We start from the raw sequence: 18,960 nt of genomic DNA, 5'->3' as shown, positions 1-18,960 counted from the left end.
AACTCATGGCGCAACGGGGATCCCAGGAGGGACACCACACATGAGACCCCTACGCATCAGTGCGGGGTTGAGCAAAGCACTCGCGGCCACCGTCGTCGTCTGCGCGACCGTGCTGCCGGCCCAGACCGCGCACGCGGCCACGGCGAACTTCTACGTAGATCCCGTCAACGGCAGTGACAGCAACTCGGGAACGAGCCCCACCGCTGCCTTCAAGACCATCCAGGCGGCCCAGTCCGCGGTACGTGCCGTCAACTCCAACATGTCCGACGACATCGCCGTGAACCTGCGCGGCGGCACCTACTCACTCACCAGCCCGATCACTCTCGGCACGAGCGACTCCGGCACGAACGGCCACACGGTCGTCTACCAGGCGTACAACGGCGAGACGCCGGTGATCGGCAGCGGTAAGAAGATCAGCGGCTGGACCGCCGTCGGCAACGGCGAGTACAAGGCCTCCGTGGGCAGCCTCAACTTCCGGCAGCTGTACGTCAACGGAGTGCGCGCCACCCGCGCCCGGTACCCCGACCTCGGCTCGGACTTCCAGCTCCAGGGCAACGACAAGACCAACAAGCTGCTCCAAGTGCTCGGTTCGCAGATCTCCAACTGGAACAACCTCAGCCAGGTCGAGATGAACCTGGAACTGCAGTGGGCGGAGAACTACCTGCGGTTGAAGTCGTTCACCACCGCGGGCGGCACCGCCAACGTGTCCATCCAGGACCACGAGGCGGGCATCCTCTTCCAGCGGCCCTACCCGATCCTGGCCAACGGCGCCCCGCTGCACTTCGAGAACGCCCACGAATTCCTCAACGAGCCGGGCGAGTTCTACGTCGACACGGCCGCGCAGACCGTCTACTACAAACCGCGCTCCGGTGAGGACATGTCCACCGCCACCGTGCAGGCTCCCACCCTGCCGACGCTCGTGGAGGTCAAGGGCGCCAGCCTGGATGCCCCGGTCCACGACCTGCGCTTCTCGGGTATCACCTTCGCGCAGACCACCTGGATGGAAGCGACCAGCAACGGTCTGCTCAACGGCCAGGGCGGCAACTTCAACCTCTCGGCCGACACCTCCAACCACCAGTACGTCGACCGTCCGCCGGCCGGGGTCCATGTGGTGGACGCCGATCGTGTCTCCTTCACCGGCAACACCTTCACGCAGATGGGGGCCACCGCGCTCGATTTGCACCACGGTGTCCACGGCAGCAACGTGACCGGCAACGTCGTCTACGACATCGCGGGCAACGGGATCATGGTGGGCAAGTTCTCCGACCCCACCGTGGAGTACCACACCATCTACAACCCGCCCACGTCCCCGGCCGGTGAGGACGCCCGCGAGGTCGTCAAGAACGTCACGGTCAACAACAACCTGATCACGCGGATCGGCGAGGACTACCTGGGCACCGCCGGCATCAACGCGGGCTTCGTCAACAGCACCACCATCAACCACAACGACATCAGCGACACTCCGTGGGCCGGCATCTCGCTCGGCTGGGGCTGGCAGTCCGCGGCCAACGCCTTGGGCAACAACAGCGTCAGCTACAACCGGATCGGCAATGTCGTGAACCGGCTGTGCGACACCGCCGGCATCTACCACCTCTCCAACGACCCGGGCACGGTGATCAACAACAACTACATACACGATGTGGTCCGGTCCCCGGCCGCCTGCGGTTCCGCGGTGGTGGGCATCTACCTGGACGAGGGGTCGAACAACATGACCGTCTCGAACAACGTGTCACGCACCGACGGCTACGGCTTCGTCTTCCAGAACAACAACGGCAGCAACGTGACGCTGTCCGGCAACTCGACCACCGGCACCTCGGTGACCCAGGCATCCGGTCTCGAACCCGCCTACCGGGCCCTGTCGGCGAAGCTCAACCTCGCTTACAACAAGCCGGCCTCTGCCTCATCGGTGTACGGTGCCGGCAACGAGGCGTCCAAAGCCGACGACAACGACAGCTCCACCGGCTGGTCACCCACCGGTACCGACACCTCCGCCTGGTGGCAGGTCGACCTCGGCCAGGCATACCAGCTCGGCCAGTACTCACTGACGATGCGCCAGGACATCGACCAGCCCGAGACACGCAGCGACTTCGAGATCCGCGCCTCCAACGACCCGTCGTTCGCGAGCTACACCGTGCTGGGACGCCAGGACGCCACCACCCTGCCGATGGCGTCGACGCTCACGGGCAACATCGACGTCCGCCAGAAGTTCCGCTACGTGCGGATCGCCAAGACCGACGGCGCGTACTTCTTCTTCTCGGACTTCAGCGTGCAGCAGGCCGGGGGCGCCCTGGAGGACGCGACGGGTACACCGAACGTCAACCCGACGACGTACTACACGATCAAGAACGTCAACAGCGGGCAGCTGGCGGACGTGTATCAGGCCTCCACCGCCGACGGTGCGAACGTCGTCCAGTGGCCGAGCAACAGCGGCACCAACCAGCAGTGGAACATCGTGAAGGTCAGCGGTCAGCTCTACAAGATCGTCAACAGGAACAGCGGGAAGGTCCTGGGCATCGCCGACTCGAGTCACAGCAAGGGGGCGAACCTCCAGCAGTACACCTACAACGGCGGCAACAACCAGCTGTGGTACTTCGAGCCGACCAGCGGTGGATACGTCATCCGCAACTTCGAGTCCAGGCAGGTCCTGGAGGTCGGAGGCAACTCGACGGCCAACGGGGCCGGCATCAACCAGTGGATGGCTCTGAACCAGTCCAACCAGGCGTGGACGATCCAGTGACGAGACGCTCCCGCACGTAGGGGGCAGCACACGGTGAGGCCGGGAAGCGTCGCCCGCTTCCCGGCCTGACACTGTTTCCCGGGCCGTCAGCGCTGCAGTGTCAGCAGACCCGGACGATAGGGCAGGAGGCCGTAGTCGCCGCCGGAGTTGGGGCTGCGCCCCTGGTAGAGCAACTGCAGCCGGCAGGGGTCGACGGTCATGGTCTGATCCGGGCTGGTGCGGAGCAGTTCGCCATGGCTGATGTCGTTGGTCCAGGTGGCGCCACTGTTGGCCTTGCCGGCGAAGGGATTGCTCTCGGTGGCGGCCTGGGGCGTCCACGAGCCGTTCAGGCTGGTGGCCGTGAAGGAGCGGAAGTAGCGGTGCCCCTGCGCACCGATCGCCTCGACGATCATGAGGTAGCGGTTCTGGCCCTGCAGCTTGTAGACCTGCGGGGCTTCGAACAGGTTGTTCTTCGTATCGCTCATCACCACGGTCGAGGTCGAGCCGAAGCTGCCCGGGAAGTTCCCGATCGGCATGCCGGCCCGGTAGATCTTGCCGTTGTCACCGGCGAAGAACAGGTACATGTTCGTCCCGTCACCGATGAGCGTCTGGTCGATGGGTCCTGTTCCGGATTCGCCGATGCTGCCGGAGAAGAGCACCTGCTGGGACGACCAGCCGTTCGGGTTGGTGGGGTCGCTCGACGTCCGGTAGGAGAAGGCGGTCCCGCCCCACTGGTAGGCGAGCACCCAGATGTTCTTCGGCGCGAAATAGAAGAGCGTGGGCGCGACGGTCGAGGTCGACATCGTGTTCTGGCTCGCCGAAGCCATCTCCGACCAGTTGCCGAACAGGCCGAAGTTCATCGAACCCCAGCGCGTCCCCGTGTCGTGCGTCGTCGCGTAGACGAGTTGCCTGCCGTTGTAGGGGGCGACGGTGAAGTCCTTGAGCGAGACCCACCCCGGCTTGGGCTGCGCCAGCGCGCCCGTCGACGTCCAGCGGTACGTCGACGGAAGATCGCACGGGCCGGTACTGCCGCCGCCGACCTTGACGAGCTGCCACTGCTGGTTGCTGCCGCCCCAGTCGTCGTACTGGACGACGTTGGCGTTGTCGGCGGTGGAGGCGCCTTGCACTTCGAGGGCCTTGTTGCTGTGGCGCGCGATGAGCCTCACGTAGCCGTCCGAGCTGTCGGCCAGCCGCCACTGCTGGTTGGTGCCGTTCAGGTCGGCCCACTGGACGATGGAGCCCCCGTTCGCGGTGGACCGGTTGTGGACGTCCAGGACCTTGCCCGAGTGACGGGACTTGACGCGGTAGTAGCCGTCCCCGGAATCGACGAACTGCCACTGCTGCTGGTTCTGATCGTTCCTGGACCACTGGGTGATGCGGGCGCCGTCACCGGTCGCCATGTTGTGGACGTCCAGGGCCTTGCCGCTGTTGCGGTTGACCAGCACATACGAGGCGTTGGGGTCTACGGTCGCCGCGCCGGCGGGCTGGGCACCGAGAAAGGCGGCCACGAGCAACAGGGGCGCGAGGACGGCGAGTAATCGTCTCGGGCGGACCGGGGACGGGTGGCGAAACGACATCAGAGGGCCTCCTTCGGGGGTGGGGGTGAGGTGACCCCGATGAACCGCGGAGCGGGCGTGCCGGGAGGGGGAGGGCAATCTCGAAACATTCGAAGAAATCCCGCAAGCTTCGAAGGCACAAGCTAGGAATGCGGAGCCCTCGGGTCAAGGCCTGTCGCCGATCTGTCCACAAACAGCGCCTTCCCTTCAGCTTCCACGGCATCTTCCTCTGCGAGGTGTATTGACGATCCATCGTCAATACCTCAATCATCCTGGCCTAAGGGGCCGGTCATCGTTCGAGATGTCGAACTTCCGTGCCGCACGACAGATCCGCGCACCAAGCCTGCGCCACCCCGTCACCTTCGCTCGCCGTCACGGCACCCGACGACCGGCCGGGTGCCGTCCGTTCCGGTCGAGATCGTCCCGGTCCCCCGACCGTTGGTGCCCGGTGAACCGTGCTGCGCTTCAGTCCTTCCGTGATGCCCACCCTGGAGGCACAGTCATGGGCTCGTATCCCTTTCCCAGAACCGTTGTTCGCCGGAAGGCCCGCGGCCTGCTCCCGGCGCTGGCCGTCGGCCTCGGTGTGGTCGCCGCACTGGTCACGCCGCCGGCCGCGCACGCCGCCGAGAGCACGCTCGGCGCCGCGGCGGCGCAGAGCGGCCGCTACTTCGGCACCGCCATCGCCTCGGGCAGACTGGGCGACTCCGCGTACACGACGATCGCGGGCCGTGAGTTCAACTCGGTGACGGCCGAGAACGAGATGAAGATCGACGCCACCGAACCGCAGCGGGGCCAGTTCAACTTCACCGCCGGTGACCGCGTCTACAACTGGGCGGTGCAGAACGGCAAGCAGGTGCGCGGCCACACCCTGGCCTGGCATTCCCAGCAGCCCGGCTGGATGCAGAGCCTCAGCGGCGGCGCCCTGCGCCAGGCGATGATCAATCACATCAACAGCGTGATGGCCCACTACAAGGGCAAGATCGCCCAGTGGGACGTCGTGAACGAGGCCTTCGCCGACGGCAGTTCGGGAGCCCGGCGCGACTCCAACCTGCAGCGCACCGGCAACGACTGGATCGAGGTGGCCTTCCGCACCGCGCGCGCCGCCGACCCGGCCGCCAAGCTCTGCTACAACGACTACAACGTCGAGAACTGGACCTGGGCCAAGACCCAGGCCATGTACGCCATGGTCCGGGACTTCAAGCAGCGCGGTGTGCCGATCGACTGCGTCGGCTTCCAGTCGCACTTCAACAACGACAGCCCCTACAACAGCAACTTCCGCACCACCCTGCAGAGCTTCGCGGCCCTCGGCGTCGACGTGGCGATCACCGAACTCGACATCCAGGGCGCCTCGGCCACGACGTACGCCAACGTGACCAACGACTGCCTGGCCGTCCCGCGCTGCCTCGGCATCACCGTCTGGGGTGTGCGCGACACCGACTCCTGGCGATCGGAGCAAACGCCGCTGCTGTTCAACGGCAACGGAAGCAAGAAGCCCGCCTACACCGCCGTCCTCAACACACTCAACGGCGGTACCTCCACGCCCCCTTCGAACTCCGGCACGATCAAGGGCGTCGGTTCGGGCCGCTGCCTGGACGTGCCCGGCACCAGTACCACCGACGGCACCCAGCTCCAGCTGTGGGACTGCCACAGCGGCACCAACCAGCAGTGGACGCACACCGCCGCCGGCGAGCTCAGGGTCTACGGCAACAAGTGCCTGGACGCCGCCGGCACCGGCAACGGCACCAAGGTCCAGATCTACGGCTGCTGGGGCGGCGACAACCAGAAATGGCGCCTCAACTCCGACGGATCCATCGCCGGCGTCCAGTCCGGCCTCTGCCTCGACACCACCGCAGGCGGCACCGCCAACGGCACCCTGATCCAGCTCTCCTCCTGCTCGAACGCCGGCAACCAGCGCTGGACCCGCACCTGACCAGGCCTGGGGTTGCCCGGCCCACCACCGTGCCGCCGGGCAACCCGACTTCCCGGTGCAGGAGAAGCCCAGCTCCGTGCTTCTCCTGCCCGGGGGGCGGAGCGCTCGCCCGGCCTCCCGGGCTTTGACCGCCGGCTACTTCGTCCTGCGGTTCGCGGAGAAGGCGGGCTCTTTCCCCAGCGCTTCGAGCGTCTCCTCCATTTCGCGGACCTTACGGCGCAGTCGCACCAGTTCCTCGCGCTCGGCCGTGGTGAGCGCGCCCACCGGCCCTTGGCCTCGTTCCGCCGCCAGCTCCTCCGCGATCGCCGCCGCGAAGGCGTCCACGTCGCCCTCGGTGGTGTCGAAGGAGGTCATCCAGCGGACCTCGCCGGCCTGCTCGTCCCAGGTATAGAAGCGGAAACGCTTCTGTAGGCGCTCGGTGACGGCCGGCGGGAGGACGGCGAAGATCTGGTTGGCCTGCACCGGGCGGGCGATCTCCAGGCCCGGCAGGTCGCGCACCGCCTCGTAGAGCCGCTGTGTCATCGCGTTGGAGCGGGCCGCCGAGCGCAGCCAGAGGTCGCTGCCCAGCAGCGCCTCGAACTGCACCGACATGAAACGCATCTTGGAGCCCAGCTGCATGCTCGTCTTGCGCAGGTGGGCCATGCCGCGCACCGCGGCCTCGTTGAGCACGATCACCGCCTCGCCGAAGAGCAGCCCGTTCTTGGTGCCGCCGAGCGAGAGGACGTCCACGCCGGCGTCGGCGGTCATCTCACGCAGGGACACGCCGAGGGTGGCAGCGGCGTTGGCGAGCCGGGCGCCGTCCAGGTAGACGAGCATGCCGAGGCCGTGCGCGTGGTCGCAGATCGCACGGATCTCGTCCGGCGTGTAGCAGGTGCCGAGCTCGGTGGACTGAGCGATCGAGACGACCCTGGGCCGGGCCCGGTGCTCGTCCTCGAAGCCCCGTGCCTGACGGTCGATCAGCTCAGGGGTGAGCTTGCCGTCCCATGTGGGCACCGTCAGGAGTTTGATCCCGGCGACCTTCTCGGGCGCCCCGCCCTCGTCGACGTTGACGTGGGCCGACTCGGCGCAGACCACGGCGTCCCAGCGGTCGAGCATGGTCTGCAGGGCGACCACGTTCGCGCCGGTGCCGTTGAAGACCGGGTACGTGTGTGCGGTGGGGCCGAAGTGGCCGCGCACCACTTCCTGGAGGCGCTCGGTGTAGACGTCGGCGCCGTAGCTGACCTGGTGGCCGCCGTTGGCCAGGGCGATCGCCGCAAGGATCTCGGGGTGCACGCCCGCGTAGTTGTCGCTGGCGAAGCCGCGCTCGTCCGGGTCGTGTCGTCGCTGTACGGTCATGGTGCGCTCGCTTACTTGTCTCGGTCGGACGGGTGTGACACATCTGGTCCGGACGGGGCCCGGCCGGTCCGTTCAGGCCGGTGCCGGCTCCGTCCGCGCGCGGGCCTTCTCCAGGTCGCGCACCAACGGCGGCGCTGCGAGCCCGAGCAGGGCGAAGAGCGCCGCGAGGAGCAGCCGGCCGGTCCCTGCCGCGCCGACGACCAGCGAGGTCATCAGCCACGGCCCGGCGAACTGCTGGAACCCGCGCCCCAGGGAGAACACCGCCTGACATTCCCCCTGCCGGCCCGCCGGGGCGAGTCCGAAGGACAGGCCCAGCTCGCCGACGCCTGGTACAGCTCGCCCAGGACGAGCACCAGCGCGCCGCCCAGCAGGGCCGCGCTGTCCAGGAGCGCGCCGTGCCCCCCGCTCACCGCGAAGACCAGGCAGGAAGCCCCCAGCGCCCACCCCGCCCAGCGCAGCATACGTGCCGCTCCCGCCGGGGTACGCGCGCCCTTGCTGACCGTGACCTGGAACAGCAGCACCAGGACGGTGTCCAGGACCAGCAGGCGAAATCCCCCGGGCAGAGCTGCAGGGACCGGACTCGCGGCCGCGATCCTGAAGGTGATCTTTTTATCCGGGCGCCTCGGTCCCGGTCAATGGATCACCGCAAACTTTTCTGCGAGAGCGAACCTGAGCCGCACATTTCCCGGAACGAGGGCCCCTGTCGGCGCCTGTTCGGCTCCGGGAAGCGATCTGGCCGGATACCCGCGAGGGATCTGGGCACCGCGGGGACCGCGCGCTCACTCACCGTTGATCCCGGGTTCGCTCCTGCTTGCGGTATGCGTCCAGGACATCCTGGCGGAGCAGGAAGCCGAAGCCCGCAGACTCCAGCCGCAGGCCCAGTTGAGCCTCGTCGATGCCCAACTCGGCTGCGGCGTCCTCCAGATGCCAGTCCTTGGCCGACAGCCGGCTGAGAAGGTGGCCGCGACGGACCTGGTTCTCCGACAGCCGAAACGTCTTGAGGTAGGCGATCCTGCCCCTGTCGTCGGTGATGGCCTCACCGATGTGGTTCTCCTGCTTGGGACGGAACGTCGGCAGGAAGCGGGAGAGAGTGAAGCGTTCCATCCGGTAGACCGTCTGCCAGGTGTACGTGTGCTCCAGCAGGCCAGTGGCCATGGTCGTGTCGTGACAATGCGTCCAGGCGCGTTCCTGGTCGGCGATTGCCGTGCGCAGGTGGGCCAGGGAGTGGATCTGCGCGTCAGGAAGGCGCGCCCGGAACTCCTGCACCGGCGGCATGAGCGTGGCGTAGTGGTGGATCAGTTCGCCGTACAGATCATGCAGCAGGGTCGGGTGGAGCGCGCGGTAGTCGTCGGGATGCGGCACGGCGAACACGGCCGCGAGTGCGTCGGCTACGTAGAGCATCACGCCACACTGGTCGGGATGGATCTCGAAGATGCGCAGTGCGTCGCCGAGCCCGTGTACTGCGGTGCCCACGTACGCCTCTTCGACGCGAGGGGAGAGCCCTTGGCGGACAGCACGCTGCGACCACTCTTCCCAGGCGATCGAGGGGCCGCCGAAGTGCAGTGCCAGGTAGCCTTCCAGCGCCAGGTGCATGGGCAGGAACCGCAGCCGGTCCTTGGCCTGGCGACGGGCCATTCTGTGGTGGAAGCGCAAACCCATCGTGGCAGCGGGAGCCGCATTGTCGTCGGCGGACATCTGGGTGCCGTAGGCCGCTGCCGGCGTCCTGTCATCGGTCCATGTGGCGACGAATCCGTGCGGGACGTAGGAGACGTAGGCATGGCGGGGTCCGACCTGGACCAGACCTGCCGCGTCGCCGTAGAGCTCGGGTCGCAGACGGAGATCGTCGACGGGTTCGTCACGCACGAGCGGTACCAGACGGACGGCGCCCCAGACCTGGGAGGGGCGGGTGGCCAGTCCGGTCAGGTCCAGCGTGGTCATCGCGCCTGCTCGTGGTTGTGGCCGCTCAGTATGCGGGCCGCACGGGTGTCCATGTAAGTGATCAGTTCGGCCAGGCCCGTCCGGCCTTCCGCGAACTGGGCGAGTTCCACCAGTGGGGGAAGGTCCTCGGCGTCACGGATGCCCGCGGTGGGCACCGTCGCGGACAGTCGGCGCACGTCGAAGTCGGCCGCGTCGTAGACGGGGTTGACGTGCACGATGCTGGTGCGACGCTCGGTGTCGAGCCGGGTCCGCCAGACGCGCAGTACTTCGGCCGCCAGGCCGGGGGGCGCGTTGTCCCATCCGTCGGAGACGATCACCAGCCTGGACGGGGCGGTGTCCAGCGCGTCGACGATCCGCCGCCCCAGCGGCGTCGGCCCGTACGGATAGCTCAGCAGAGCGTCGGTCCGCCCCGACGTCCACAACCCGGTGTAGTCGCCGGCGAGGGCTGCGAGCAGGTAGTGGCAGGCAAGGGCCACGGCCAGCGGCCGACGACGCTTGTGGGCCGAGCCGAAGGCGGAGAAACTGTCGTCCAGGACGGCGGTGACCTTGCCCCAGCTCCCCCTGTGCGAGCCGGCCACCCGGCCTGCGGCCGATTCCAGGGCGCGGGTCAGCTCATGGCGTCGGCGCAGGCGGTCTTCGACCGGCAGCGCCAGCACATAGGCGGCCAGCCTGGTCAGGGGCATTCGGGTCAGGTCGGCCTGTACAGCCGTGGCCCCGCGCCGGTGCGCGGACTCCTGCAGCCGCAGGGTCTCCAGGCGGGTCATACGTGGAGCCATGCGCTGCAGGAAGACGTCCCGGGGTATGCCGTGCTGGGCGGCGAAGCCCTCGGCAGCCGTGAAGGGCAGCTCGTACAGCGCAGCCTTCTCGTAGTGTGCGCGGCGCCATGTCTCCAGGAGGGGTGTCGCATAGCGCTTGCGGGTCAGCGGCGCGAAGACGAACGGTCCCAGCTCTTCGCCGGCGGGGGCGAGGTGCGCGTGGCGAAGCGCACGCTTGAGTCCGCTGCGGTACTTCACGGCATCGAACGCCAGGTCCGGGCGGGCGGACAGCCAGTCACGCATGATCGCGCGGGTGCGGCGGTTGTTCACCCTGGCCCGGCGCAGCGCGTCGAACAGCCCGTACACGCGTTGCGGCGGCAGCATCGCCAGACGGCACGCGATCAGACGTCCCTCGCTGCGACGCTGGTCGGCGGTGGCCTCACGGGTGGTCTCCAGCAGACGGCGGATGATGAGGACCGCGTTGTGGTCGTTGATGTCGAGGGCAAGGACTCCGGCGTAGAGGTCACGGTAGTTGCCCAGCATGTACGCGTGGAGGAAGTCCAGGGACAGTCGCTGCTCGCCCGCGTCGCTGTGAAACTCACGCTGGCCGGTCGAGGTGATCGCCGCGTTGACGAAGAGCAGCACATCGTCAGTCGCGATGAGGTCCCCGTACGAGTCCATCCGAATCATCCTCATGGGTGCGATGCCGGCCGGGGAGTGGGGGCACGAGCTGCGAATCATTGCTTCAGAGGCAGGTTCCGGAAGTCGCACCGAAGTCCCGCGGCCGGCCTCAGGACCGTAACAGAGCGGGCGACAAGGCCTCCACCGACTTCCGTCACTGCCGGGCACCTTGCGCAGCGCCGGAGAGGGCAAGCCGGGCGTCACCTACTGCTCCTGGGCGGCGGTGCGTCGGGCGCACGGGAACGAGGTCATGCCAGGCCGGCTGTGGCACACCTTGGGGCCTGTCGGGCGAGGGGATGCCTTCACGTCTCGGCGCGGCGGAACCTACGGCTTGTGGGTGACCCAGAGCAGTTCCGCCGGCCAGCGGTGTGCCCAGTCGGGTGGGTCGGTTTCGTTGTAGCCGTTGGGTGTGCCGAGTTCGGGCCGCGGCTCGATGAGGTCGTCGATGAGGAGACCCGCGCCGCGCAGGACCTTGACCCAGCCGCCGTAGGTGAGCTGATAGCTGGTCGCGCCGTCGTCTTCGGCGATGGTGTTCAGCCCGAAGTAGTCCTGCTGCAGCGTGGTGGTCACGCGGCTGGCGGCTTCGTCGTAGCAAGCTTCGAACCATGGGCTGGCGACGTTGAACACCAGGCGCCCGCCTCGGCGCAGGACGCGTGCGGCCTCCGGGACGGCCAGGTGCGGGGGCGCCCAGCTGAGCCCGCCGAAGTCGCAGAACACCAGGTCGAAACTGTCGGCGGCGAAGGGGAGTCGTTCGGCGGCGCCTTGCACCAGCGGGTAGCGGGCCGCTCCCATCGCGCGGGCTGCTGCGGCGAGTTGGGCTTCGGACAGGTCGAGCCCGACCACGGTGGCGCCCTCGGCGGCGAGCGCCCTGGACCACTGGCCGGCGCCGCAGCCGAGTTCGAGGACGCGCTTGCCGGTGACGTCGCCCAGGGCATGCAGGTGCGCGTCGGGGATGGAGTACATGCCCCACAGCCGGGGCGCGGCGCCGATCTGCGGGTCGTGCTCGTGCTGGTAGGCGCTGCTGATCCGGTTCCAGAGCCGCCGGTTGGCGGGGATGCTGTCCACGTGCCGACTCCAGCACTGCCGGCCGGGGGCGGTCAACACGATGGCGGCACTGGCCGGCTCTCGCCTCGGTCCGGCCCTGGCTCGGCCCGTGATCCGCCGGACGAGCCCTGGTGCTACGGCGAGGTGGGCAGGTGCGGGGAGCGGAGCACGAGCAGGGTGATCTCGCTGGGGGCGAAGACGCGGAACGGCGGGCCCCAGAAGCCGGTGCCGCGGCTGGTGTAAAGGAGGGTGCGGGCGCCGTGTCGGCTCAGGCCCGCCACGACGGGCTGGTCGATGCGGACCAGGTGGTGGAAAGGCCAGATCTGGCCGCCATGGGTGTGGCCGGAAAGCTGGAGGTCGATGCCGGCTGCTGCCGCCCGGTCGACGAACTTGGGCTGGTGTGCCAGGAGCAGGACGGGCAGCTCGGGGTTGGTGCTGTTCAAGGCTCCGGCGAGGTGAGCGCGGTGGCCTGCCAGGCCGGAGGACTCGGCGGTGACGTCATCCACGCTGGCGACCACGAGGGTGTCGCCTCCGCGTTCGAGCAGCAGATGGCGGTTGCGCAGCGGTTCCCAGCCCAGCTCGTCCATCAGGTCGACCCAGCCCTGGGCCTCGCTGTAGTACTCGTGGTTGCCGTTGACGTACACCCGGGCCCGGGTGGCTCGCACGGTACCGAGTGGGGCGGCCTGGGCGCGGCGGCGTTCGGCCGTGCCGTCCGCGATGTCGCCGGTGTGGCAGACGAGGTCGGCATCCAACGTGTTCACCGTCTCGCACACCCGTGCCGACCAGCGGGCGCGGTCGAGCGGGCCGTAGTGGGTGTCGGTGATGAGGACGACGCGGAGGCCGTCCAACCCGGGACCCAGCCGCGGGAGTTGCACGTCGAGTCGGCGCACCCGCGGCACACGGCGCGCCTCGGCGTACCCCCAGCCGAGCAGTACGGCGGTTGTGCCGAGGACGGCCCAGGTGACGATTCGGGCCCGGTCCTGGCTCTCGCCGACGCCGGCCAGGGTCAGGGCGAGCCGAAGGAGGACGCCGAGCAGGACGGACCAGGTGAACAGAACCCAGCCGGTGCCCAGCAGGGTGTCACCGGTGATCGCCGCCCGGTCCTGCTGGCGCCGGCCGTGGCCGCGCACCATCGCGAGCGGCATACATATGAGGCCGAGGGCGAACAGGGAGGTGCCGACCAGCGTGACAGGCAGCGGCCAATGCTGGCCGGTGTGCAGGAGCACCCAGCAGGGCACGGCCCACAGCAGGAGGGGAGCGATCAGGGGGAGGTAGCGCATCAGGCGGTGCAGCCGGCTCTGCCGCGGTGCTTGCGCTTCACCCTCTGCAGGCCGGGTGCCACTGGTGTCGGTCACGCTTGCCCTCCCTGCCCGGACTGCCTTCTCACGCACTGTATCCGGTCGGCTCGGCCCGGCCGACCGGCGTTCATGGGCGCGGCCCGCAAGGGCGGAGGGTTCTCTGCGAGTGGCAAGACTTCGCCATAGACGCCTCCCTTGGCATGGGCCGCGATCAGGGCGCCGGCGTCGATGTCGGGAGTGCCCGGGGCACCACCTGGCTCCGCACCGGCAGGCCCGGCTGCCGTTCCTCGACTGAGCGGCGCGGTACGGGAGGCCCGGACGGTGTGCCCCGTGCTAACGTTGCGCTTTTGCTGTGTCGCTGTGTTGGTGCTCCGTTGGGCGTCTCTGATCGGCGGCCGCGTCTGTGCCGCGCCTTCCTCGGTACGGTCCCTTCGGAGGAAGGCTCTCTGTGAGCGAATCAACACGTGCCGATGCCCGGCAGCAGGGCGATGTGTCCGAGGCGTCGGGTGCCCTTTCGGCAGTGCCCACGGCAGCGTCCTTCGCCCAGCTGGGGTTGCCGGCCGAGGTTCTGCGGGCGCTCGATGAGCAGGGTGTGACTGTGCCCTCCCCCATCCAGGCGGCAGCGCTGCCGAATGTGCTCGCGGGACGGGACGTCCTGGGCCGGGGCCGCACAGGATCCGGCAAGACGCTCGCCTTCGGCCTGGGGATGCTCGCCCGGACGGCCGGGCAGCGCGCGCAGCCGAAAGAGCCGCTGGCGCTCGTTCTGGTGCCCACCAGGGAGCTGGCGCAGCAGGTCGGTGAGGCGCTCACCCCGTACGCCCAGGTGCTGCGGCTGCGGCTCGCGACCGTGGTGGGCGGCGTGTCCATCGGACGGCAGGCCGCCGTGCTGAGGGAGGGCGCCGAGATCGTCGTCGCCACGCCCGGTCGGCTGCACGACCTCATCGAGCGCAAGGACTGCCGACTGGGACGGGTGCGCATCGCGGTCCTGGACGAGGCCGACCAGATGTGCGACATGGGGTTCCTGCCGCAGGTCACCGGGATCCTGGACCAGGTGCGTCCCGACGGGCAGCGGATGCTGTTCTCCGCCACCCTCGACGGCGACGTCGACCAGCTGGTGCAGCGCTACCTGCGCGACCCCGCCGTCCACTCGGTGGACCCTTCCTCCAGCGCCGTCTCCGCGATCGAGCACCACGTCTTCGTCGTGCACGGCCCGGACCGGTACGCCGTGACCACGGAGATCGCCGCTCGGGACGGCCGAGTCCTGCTGTTCCTGGACACCAAGCACGGCGTCGACCAGCTCACGCGTCATCTGCGGGCCAGCGGCGTGGCAGCCGCCGCCCTGCACAGCGGGAAGTCCCAGCCGCAGCGCACCCGGACTCTGGCCCAGTTCAAGAACGGGCAGATCACCGCGCTGGTGGCGACGAACGTCGCCGCACGCGGCCTGCACGTCGACGACCTCGACCTCGTGGTCAACGTCGACCCGGCCGACGACCCGAAGGACTATCTGCACCGCGCGGGCCGCACGGCCCGGGCCGGCCGCTCCGGCACCGTCGTGACACTCGTCCTGTCGGGACAGCGCCGCGAGACGAGCCACATCATGGCGGACGCCGACGTCGCCCCCAAGGTCACCAAGGTGCGGTCCGGCGAGGCGGAGCTGAGCCGGATCACCGGCGCCAAGGCCCCCTCCGGAAAGCCCCTCGACGGCGGGCCGGCCGTACCGCGCCCCAGGAACCACAACGTCCCGTTCGGCGGCCTGGGCAGCACCAAGGACGCGAAGAGCGGTTCCGGTGGCAGGTCGTCGTCCCGCAAGAGCAGCGAGGCCCGCAAGCTCGCGGAGGCCCGCAAGGCGGCCCGAGTGCGGCGCGGCGGCTGAGACCGGCTTCCAGGACTGCCGGGCGGTGTCCTCGCCTACGCCGCTGGACGGATACGCGGGACCGGAGACCCGCCGTCGGATGGTGCTCCCGGTGCGAAATACTCTCCCGATGAGTCCACGCCCTTCTCCGATCAGCCGGTCGATCACGATACGGAGGGCCGTCGCGCGGGATGCCAAACGGCTCACACGGCTCGTGCGTGGCTCGGGCGCCTACGAGGGCAAGTACGCAGCCGCGGTCGCGGGCTACCGGGTCGGTCCTGATTACATCGAGGCGCACCGCGCCTTTGTGGCCGTCGGCGCCGACGAGCCCGGAGGCCGGGTCCTCGGGTTCTATTCGCTCGTCCTCGCTCCTCCGGAGCTCGACCTGCTGTTCGTCGCCGACGAAGCGCAAGGGCGGGGTATCGGACGGCTGCTCGTGGCGCACATGCAGTCCGAGGCCCGTGCCGCCGGGCTCGACCGTGTCAAGGTCGTGTCGCATCTTCCCGCCGAGGACTTCTACCACCGCGTCGGTGCGGTGCGGACCGGGACCGCGTTCGCGAACCCGCCCGCCGTGCCGTGGGACCGTCCCGAATTCGAGTTTCGCATTCCTCCGGAATGACGCGGTGTGCCGGTCGGGCGGCCAAGCCCGTGCGCCGGCGCGCAGTGCCACCGCGTGACACGGCCCTCCCAGGGACCCGGACCTCCTCAGAGGCCCGGGTCCTGTGTCGTCACTCGTGCTGCCGGCACACTCACGGAGGCCGAACCCGATCGACCTGCGGGTCATTCGTCCTCCGGCGGCGGAAGGACGCAACCTCCTGCCGCCGCCCCCGCCCGTCCGGCATCAGAAGAACCCCAGCTTCTTCGGGCTGTAGGAGCAAAGGATGTTCTTCGTCTGCTGGTAGTGGTCGAGCATCATCTTGTGCGTCTCGCGCCCGATGCCCGACTTCTTGTAGCCGCCGAACGCCGCGTGCGCCGGGTACGCGTGGTAGCAGTTGGTCCAGACGCGGCCCGCCTTGATCTCGCGGCCCAGGCGGTAGGCCGTGTTGCCGTCGCGGGTCCAGACGCCCGCGCCGAGGCCGTACAGCGTGTCGTTGGCGATCTTCAGTGCCTCGTCGACCGAGTCGTACGTCGTGACCGACACGACCGGACCGAAGATCTCCTCCTGGAAGATCCGCATGTCGTTGGTGCCGCGGAAGATGGTCGGCTCGATGTAGTGCCCGCCCTCGAGGCCGGGCACCGCGCGGGGCCTGCCACCCGTGACGACCTCGGCGCCCTCCTTCCTGCCGATGTCGAAATAGGAGAGGATCTTCTCGTACTGGTCGTTGCTCGCCTGCGCGCCGATCATCGTGGCCGGGTCCAGCGGGTCGCCCCCGACGATCGCCTCGGTGCGTTCCACACAGCGGGCCATGAAGTCGTCGTAGATGGAGGAGGGGATCAGGGCGCGGGACGGGCAGGTGCAGACCTCGCCCTGGTTGAGGGCGAACATCACGAAGCCCTCGACCGCCTTGTCCAGGAAGTCGTCGTCGGCGGCCATGACGTCGGGCAGGAAGATGTTCGGGCTCTTGCCGCCCAGTTCCAGCGTGACGGGGATGATGTTCTCGCTCGCGTACTGCATGATCAGACGGCCGGTCGTCGTCTCGCCGGTGAACGCCACCTTCGCCACCCGCGGGCTGGACGCCAGCGGCTTGCCCGCCTCCACGCCGAAGCCATTGACGATGTTGACCACCCCCGGCGGGAGCAGGTCGGCGATCAGGTCCATGACGTAGAGCAGGCTGACCGGGGTCTGCTCCGCCGGCTTGATGACCACGCAGTTGCCGGCGGCCAGCGCGGGCGCGAGCTTCCATGTGGCCATGAGGATCGGGAAGTTCCACGGAATGATCTGCCCGACCACGCCCAAGGGCTCATGGAAGTGGTACGCGACGGTGTCGGCGTCGATCTCCGCGATGCTGCCCTCCTGCGCGCGGACGACTCCGGCGAAGTACCGGAAGTGGTCCACGGCCAGCGGGATGTCGGCCGCCAGGGTCTCGCGGACCGGCTTGCCGTTCTCCCACGTCTCGGCGACCGCGATCTTCTCCAGGTTCTCCTCGATGCGGTCCGCGATCCTGTTGAGGACGTTCGCGCGTTCCGCCGTGGACGTGCGGCCCCACCCGTCGGCCGCCCGGTGCGCGGCGTCCAGGGCCAGGTCGACGTCGGCCGCGGTGGAACGGGCGACCTCGCAGAAGACCTTGCCGGTCACCGGCGTCGGGTTCTCGAAGTAGCGGCCCTCGACCGGCGCGGTCCAGTCGCCGTCGATGAAGTTGTCGTAGCGGCGGGCGAAGGAGACGATGCTTCCCTCGGTTCCTGGCTGCGCGTACACCATGGCGGTTCTCCTCGGTGAAGGGCGGTGCGGGACGGTTGCCACGTCCCTCACTGTGCTTCCGGGAGGTTGGTGCGAGGTTGGCGCCCCGGGGCGGCGGATGTCAGTCGCGCAGGGCCGTCGTCAGCCGGCCCCGCGCGATCGCGCGGCGGGTGTCTTCGGCGCCGAGCAGCCGCAGCGCGTGCTCGTGGATCTCCGCGTCGTACGGGGCCCGTTCGCCGTAGCGCAGAGCGTGTTCCGGTCGGGTGCTCGCCAGGACGGCCTCCCGTACCGCCACTTCGAGCCGGGTGCGCCACTCCTCGATGCCGGGGGCCTCGGAGCGGGGCAGGAGCGGGCCGCCGTAGTGGCCCAGGGCCGTGTCCGTGTCGCCCTGCTGCAGCGCGCGCAGGACGTCGGCGGCGTCGCAGGACACGGGAGCGGTGAGGGCGTAGTGGCGGGGGGATATCGCGCCGCCCAGCGCCCGGCGCAGGTGGGAGATCTCTGCCTTGAAGGTGGACGACGTGACCGGCCGGTCACCGTACAGGGCCGCGCGCAGCCGTTCCGGGGAGAAGCCGCCGGGTTCGAGCGCGAGCAGGGTGAGGATCTCCAACTGCCGGGGACGCAAGGGGAGTGACCGTCCCTCGTGAACGGCTCGCTCGGTGCCCAGGCACGTGAGCCGCAGTCCGGCCGGGCCGGGTGTCTCCGTGGTCAGACGGGCCTCGATCGTCGACACCAGGGTGCGGACGGTGGACATGGCCAGGGGGTGCGAGCGGTCCCAGGTCGTGGACAGGTCCAGTACGCCGAGGACGCTGCCGTCCCTGCCGTGCACGGGCGCGCAGTAGCAGACCCAGCCGTGCAGGGCCGACACCAGATGCTCGGCCGAGAAGACGGAGCTGGGGCGGCCGGTGCGCAGGGCGAGGGACAGCGCGTTGGTGCCCATGGCCTGCTCGTCCCAGCGGCCGCCCGGCGCGAAGTTGACCCGCTCGGCCCTGCGGCGCATGGTCGGGCCGCCGCAGGTCCACAGGATGGTGCCGGACTCGTCGGTGACCGCGGTGACGAACCCGGCGTCGTCGGCGATGCTGTGCAGCTCCCCGGCGAGAGCGGAGACCGGTCCGTACAGCGGTGACGACGTCCAGCGCTGGTACACCCGGCCGTCGTCGGTGACGGGGGCGCTGTCGCGGCCCGGGTCGACGCTGCCCAGCGAACGCGCCCAGGACTCGCTGACCTCGTGGCGCAGTGCCGCGGAGCCACCGGGCCGCGTACCCGGGACGCTCAGCCGGGGCACCCAGCGGGACCACTCGTGCTCCAGCACGGCCCTGCGCCGCGTGAGGTCAGGGCGCTGTGACATGGCCTCTCCCTGCCGTCGTACCGGTATCTCGGGGTGAGGTCAGTGTTACCGGACGCGTCGGCCCCGGTCGAGAACTCCGTCCGCCCCGGGGGGAGATGTTCTGAACGGGCGACCGCCTGACTGGATGTTTGTCCGGTGTCCCCGTACCGCCGTCCGGGTGACGGGTTCACTC

At 69.1% G+C, this 18,960-nt stretch carries 13 protein-coding genes; 4 read left to right on the top strand and 9 right to left on the bottom strand.

The genetic code is table 11. The annotated features are described in order from the left end of the window. Window positions 1–40: 40 nt before the first annotated feature. The gene (locus tag ABTX60_RS24085; RefSeq protein ID WP_352099071.1) at window positions 41–2,737 is read left to right on the top strand and encodes an RICIN domain-containing protein; all 2,697 of its coding nucleotides are present in this window, start codon (window positions 41–43) and stop codon (window positions 2,735–2,737) included. An 86-nt stretch (window positions 2,738–2,823) separates the two neighbouring features. On the opposite strand, the gene ABTX60_RS24080 is transcribed toward ABTX60_RS24085, so the two are convergent. After that, window positions 2,824–4,293: a non-reducing end alpha-L-arabinofuranosidase family hydrolase gene (locus tag ABTX60_RS24080; RefSeq protein ID WP_352099070.1), complete on the bottom strand. Its 1,470-nt coding sequence runs from the start codon at window positions 4,291–4,293 to the stop codon at window positions 2,824–2,826. Window positions 4,294–4,774: 481 nt separating this feature from the next. Between ABTX60_RS24080 and ABTX60_RS24075 the strand changes: the two genes are divergently transcribed. After that, complete coding sequence (locus tag ABTX60_RS24075) at window positions 4,775–6,202, top strand: endo-1,4-beta-xylanase (protein ID WP_352099069.1); 1,428 nt, start codon at window positions 4,775–4,777, stop codon at window positions 6,200–6,202. Between the two features lie 135 nt (window positions 6,203–6,337). Here the strand turns inward: ABTX60_RS24075 and ABTX60_RS24070 are convergent, their stop codons facing one another. From ABTX60_RS24070 to ABTX60_RS24045, 6 genes are all read right to left on the bottom strand, one after another. Beyond that, window positions 6,338–7,537: a threonine aldolase family protein gene (locus ABTX60_RS24070; protein ID WP_352099068.1), complete on the bottom strand. Its 1,200-nt coding sequence runs from the start codon at window positions 7,535–7,537 to the stop codon at window positions 6,338–6,340. Window positions 7,538–7,609: 72 nt separating this feature from the next. Then, window positions 7,610–7,798, bottom strand: a complete 189-nt coding sequence (locus ABTX60_RS24065) for a hypothetical protein (protein WP_352099067.1) — start codon at window positions 7,796–7,798, stop codon at window positions 7,610–7,612. Window positions 7,799–8,320: 522 nt separating this feature from the next. Continuing rightward, window positions 8,321–9,475 carry an ARPP-2 domain-containing protein gene (locus ABTX60_RS24060; RefSeq protein ID WP_352099066.1) on the bottom strand — a complete coding sequence of 385 codons (1,155 nt, stop codon included), beginning with the start codon at window positions 9,473–9,475 and terminating at the stop codon, window positions 8,321–8,323. Beyond that, window positions 9,472–10,911, bottom strand: coding sequence for a hypothetical protein (locus ABTX60_RS24055; RefSeq protein ID WP_352099065.1), 1,440 nt, complete (start codon window positions 10,909–10,911; stop codon window positions 9,472–9,474). Before ABTX60_RS24055 ends, ABTX60_RS24060 begins: the two co-directional genes overlap by 4 nt. A 324-nt stretch (window positions 10,912–11,235) precedes the next feature. Further along, a complete protein-coding gene (locus ABTX60_RS24050) occupies window positions 11,236–11,976 on the bottom strand; it encodes a class I SAM-dependent methyltransferase (protein ID WP_352099064.1) in 741 nt (246 codons plus the stop codon). A gap of 113 nt (window positions 11,977–12,089) precedes the next feature. Continuing rightward, window positions 12,090–13,310, bottom strand: a complete 1,221-nt coding sequence (locus ABTX60_RS24045; RefSeq protein WP_352099063.1) for a metallophosphoesterase — start codon at window positions 13,308–13,310, stop codon at window positions 12,090–12,092. Between the two features lie 433 nt (window positions 13,311–13,743). Between ABTX60_RS24045 and ABTX60_RS24040 the strand changes: the two genes are divergently transcribed. Together ABTX60_RS24040 and ABTX60_RS24035 are read left to right on the top strand one after the other, a co-directional pair. Continuing rightward, window positions 13,744–15,126 carry a DEAD/DEAH box helicase gene (locus ABTX60_RS24040; protein ID WP_352099170.1) on the top strand — a complete coding sequence of 461 codons (1,383 nt, stop codon included), beginning with the start codon at window positions 13,744–13,746 and terminating at the stop codon, window positions 15,124–15,126. A gap of 109 nt (window positions 15,127–15,235) precedes the next feature. Further along, entirely contained in the window at window positions 15,236–15,724 is a 489-nt protein-coding gene (locus ABTX60_RS24035) for a GNAT family N-acetyltransferase (protein ID WP_352099062.1), read from the top strand. 222 nt (window positions 15,725–15,946) lie between these two features. On the opposite strand, the gene adh is transcribed toward ABTX60_RS24035, so the two are convergent. Both adh and ABTX60_RS24025 read right to left on the bottom strand, forming a co-directional pair. Then, complete coding sequence (adh, locus tag ABTX60_RS24030) at window positions 15,947–17,464, bottom strand: aldehyde dehydrogenase (RefSeq protein ID WP_352099061.1); 1,518 nt, start codon at window positions 17,462–17,464, stop codon at window positions 15,947–15,949. A gap of 100 nt (window positions 17,465–17,564) precedes the next feature. Further along, window positions 17,565–18,788 (bottom strand): transcriptional regulator, encoded by a 1,224-nt coding sequence (locus ABTX60_RS24025; RefSeq protein WP_352099060.1) that lies wholly within the window; start codon window positions 18,786–18,788, stop codon window positions 17,565–17,567. Window positions 18,789–18,960 lie beyond the last annotated feature (172 nt).

The organism is Streptomyces sp. NPDC126510 (assembly GCF_040302345.1).
Lineage (GTDB): Bacteria > Actinomycetota > Actinomycetes > Streptomycetales > Streptomycetaceae > Streptomyces.
This window is presented reverse-complemented; position numbering and strand designations above follow the sequence as displayed.

What these genes read in the sequence shown, in the direction of transcription:
- ABTX60_RS24085 (WP_352099071.1), top strand. Translation starts at nt 41, where the DNA reads ATGAGACCCCTACGCATCAGTGCGGGGTTGAGCAAAGCACTCGCGGCC.
- ABTX60_RS24080 (WP_352099070.1), bottom strand. Translation starts at nt 4,293, where the DNA reads ATGTCGTTTCGCCACCCGTCCCCGGTCCGCCCGAGACGATTACTCGCC.
- ABTX60_RS24075 (WP_352099069.1), top strand. Translation starts at nt 4,775, where the DNA reads ATGGGCTCGTATCCCTTTCCCAGAACCGTTGTTCGCCGGAAGGCCCGC.
- ABTX60_RS24070 (WP_352099068.1), bottom strand. Translation starts at nt 7,537, where the DNA reads ATGACCGTACAGCGACGACACGACCCGGACGAGCGCGGCTTCGCCAGC.
- ABTX60_RS24060 (WP_352099066.1), bottom strand. Translation starts at nt 9,475, where the DNA reads ATGACCACGCTGGACCTGACCGGACTGGCCACCCGCCCCTCCCAGGTC.
- ABTX60_RS24055 (WP_352099065.1), bottom strand. Translation starts at nt 10,911, where the DNA reads ATGGACTCGTACGGGGACCTCATCGCGACTGACGATGTGCTGCTCTTC.
- ABTX60_RS24035 (WP_352099062.1), top strand. Translation starts at nt 15,236, where the DNA reads ATGAGTCCACGCCCTTCTCCGATCAGCCGGTCGATCACGATACGGAGG.
- adh (WP_352099061.1), bottom strand. Translation starts at nt 17,464, where the DNA reads ATGGTGTACGCGCAGCCAGGAACCGAGGGAAGCATCGTCTCCTTCGCC.
- ABTX60_RS24025 (WP_352099060.1), bottom strand. Translation starts at nt 18,788, where the DNA reads ATGTCACAGCGCCCTGACCTCACGCGGCGCAGGGCCGTGCTGGAGCAC.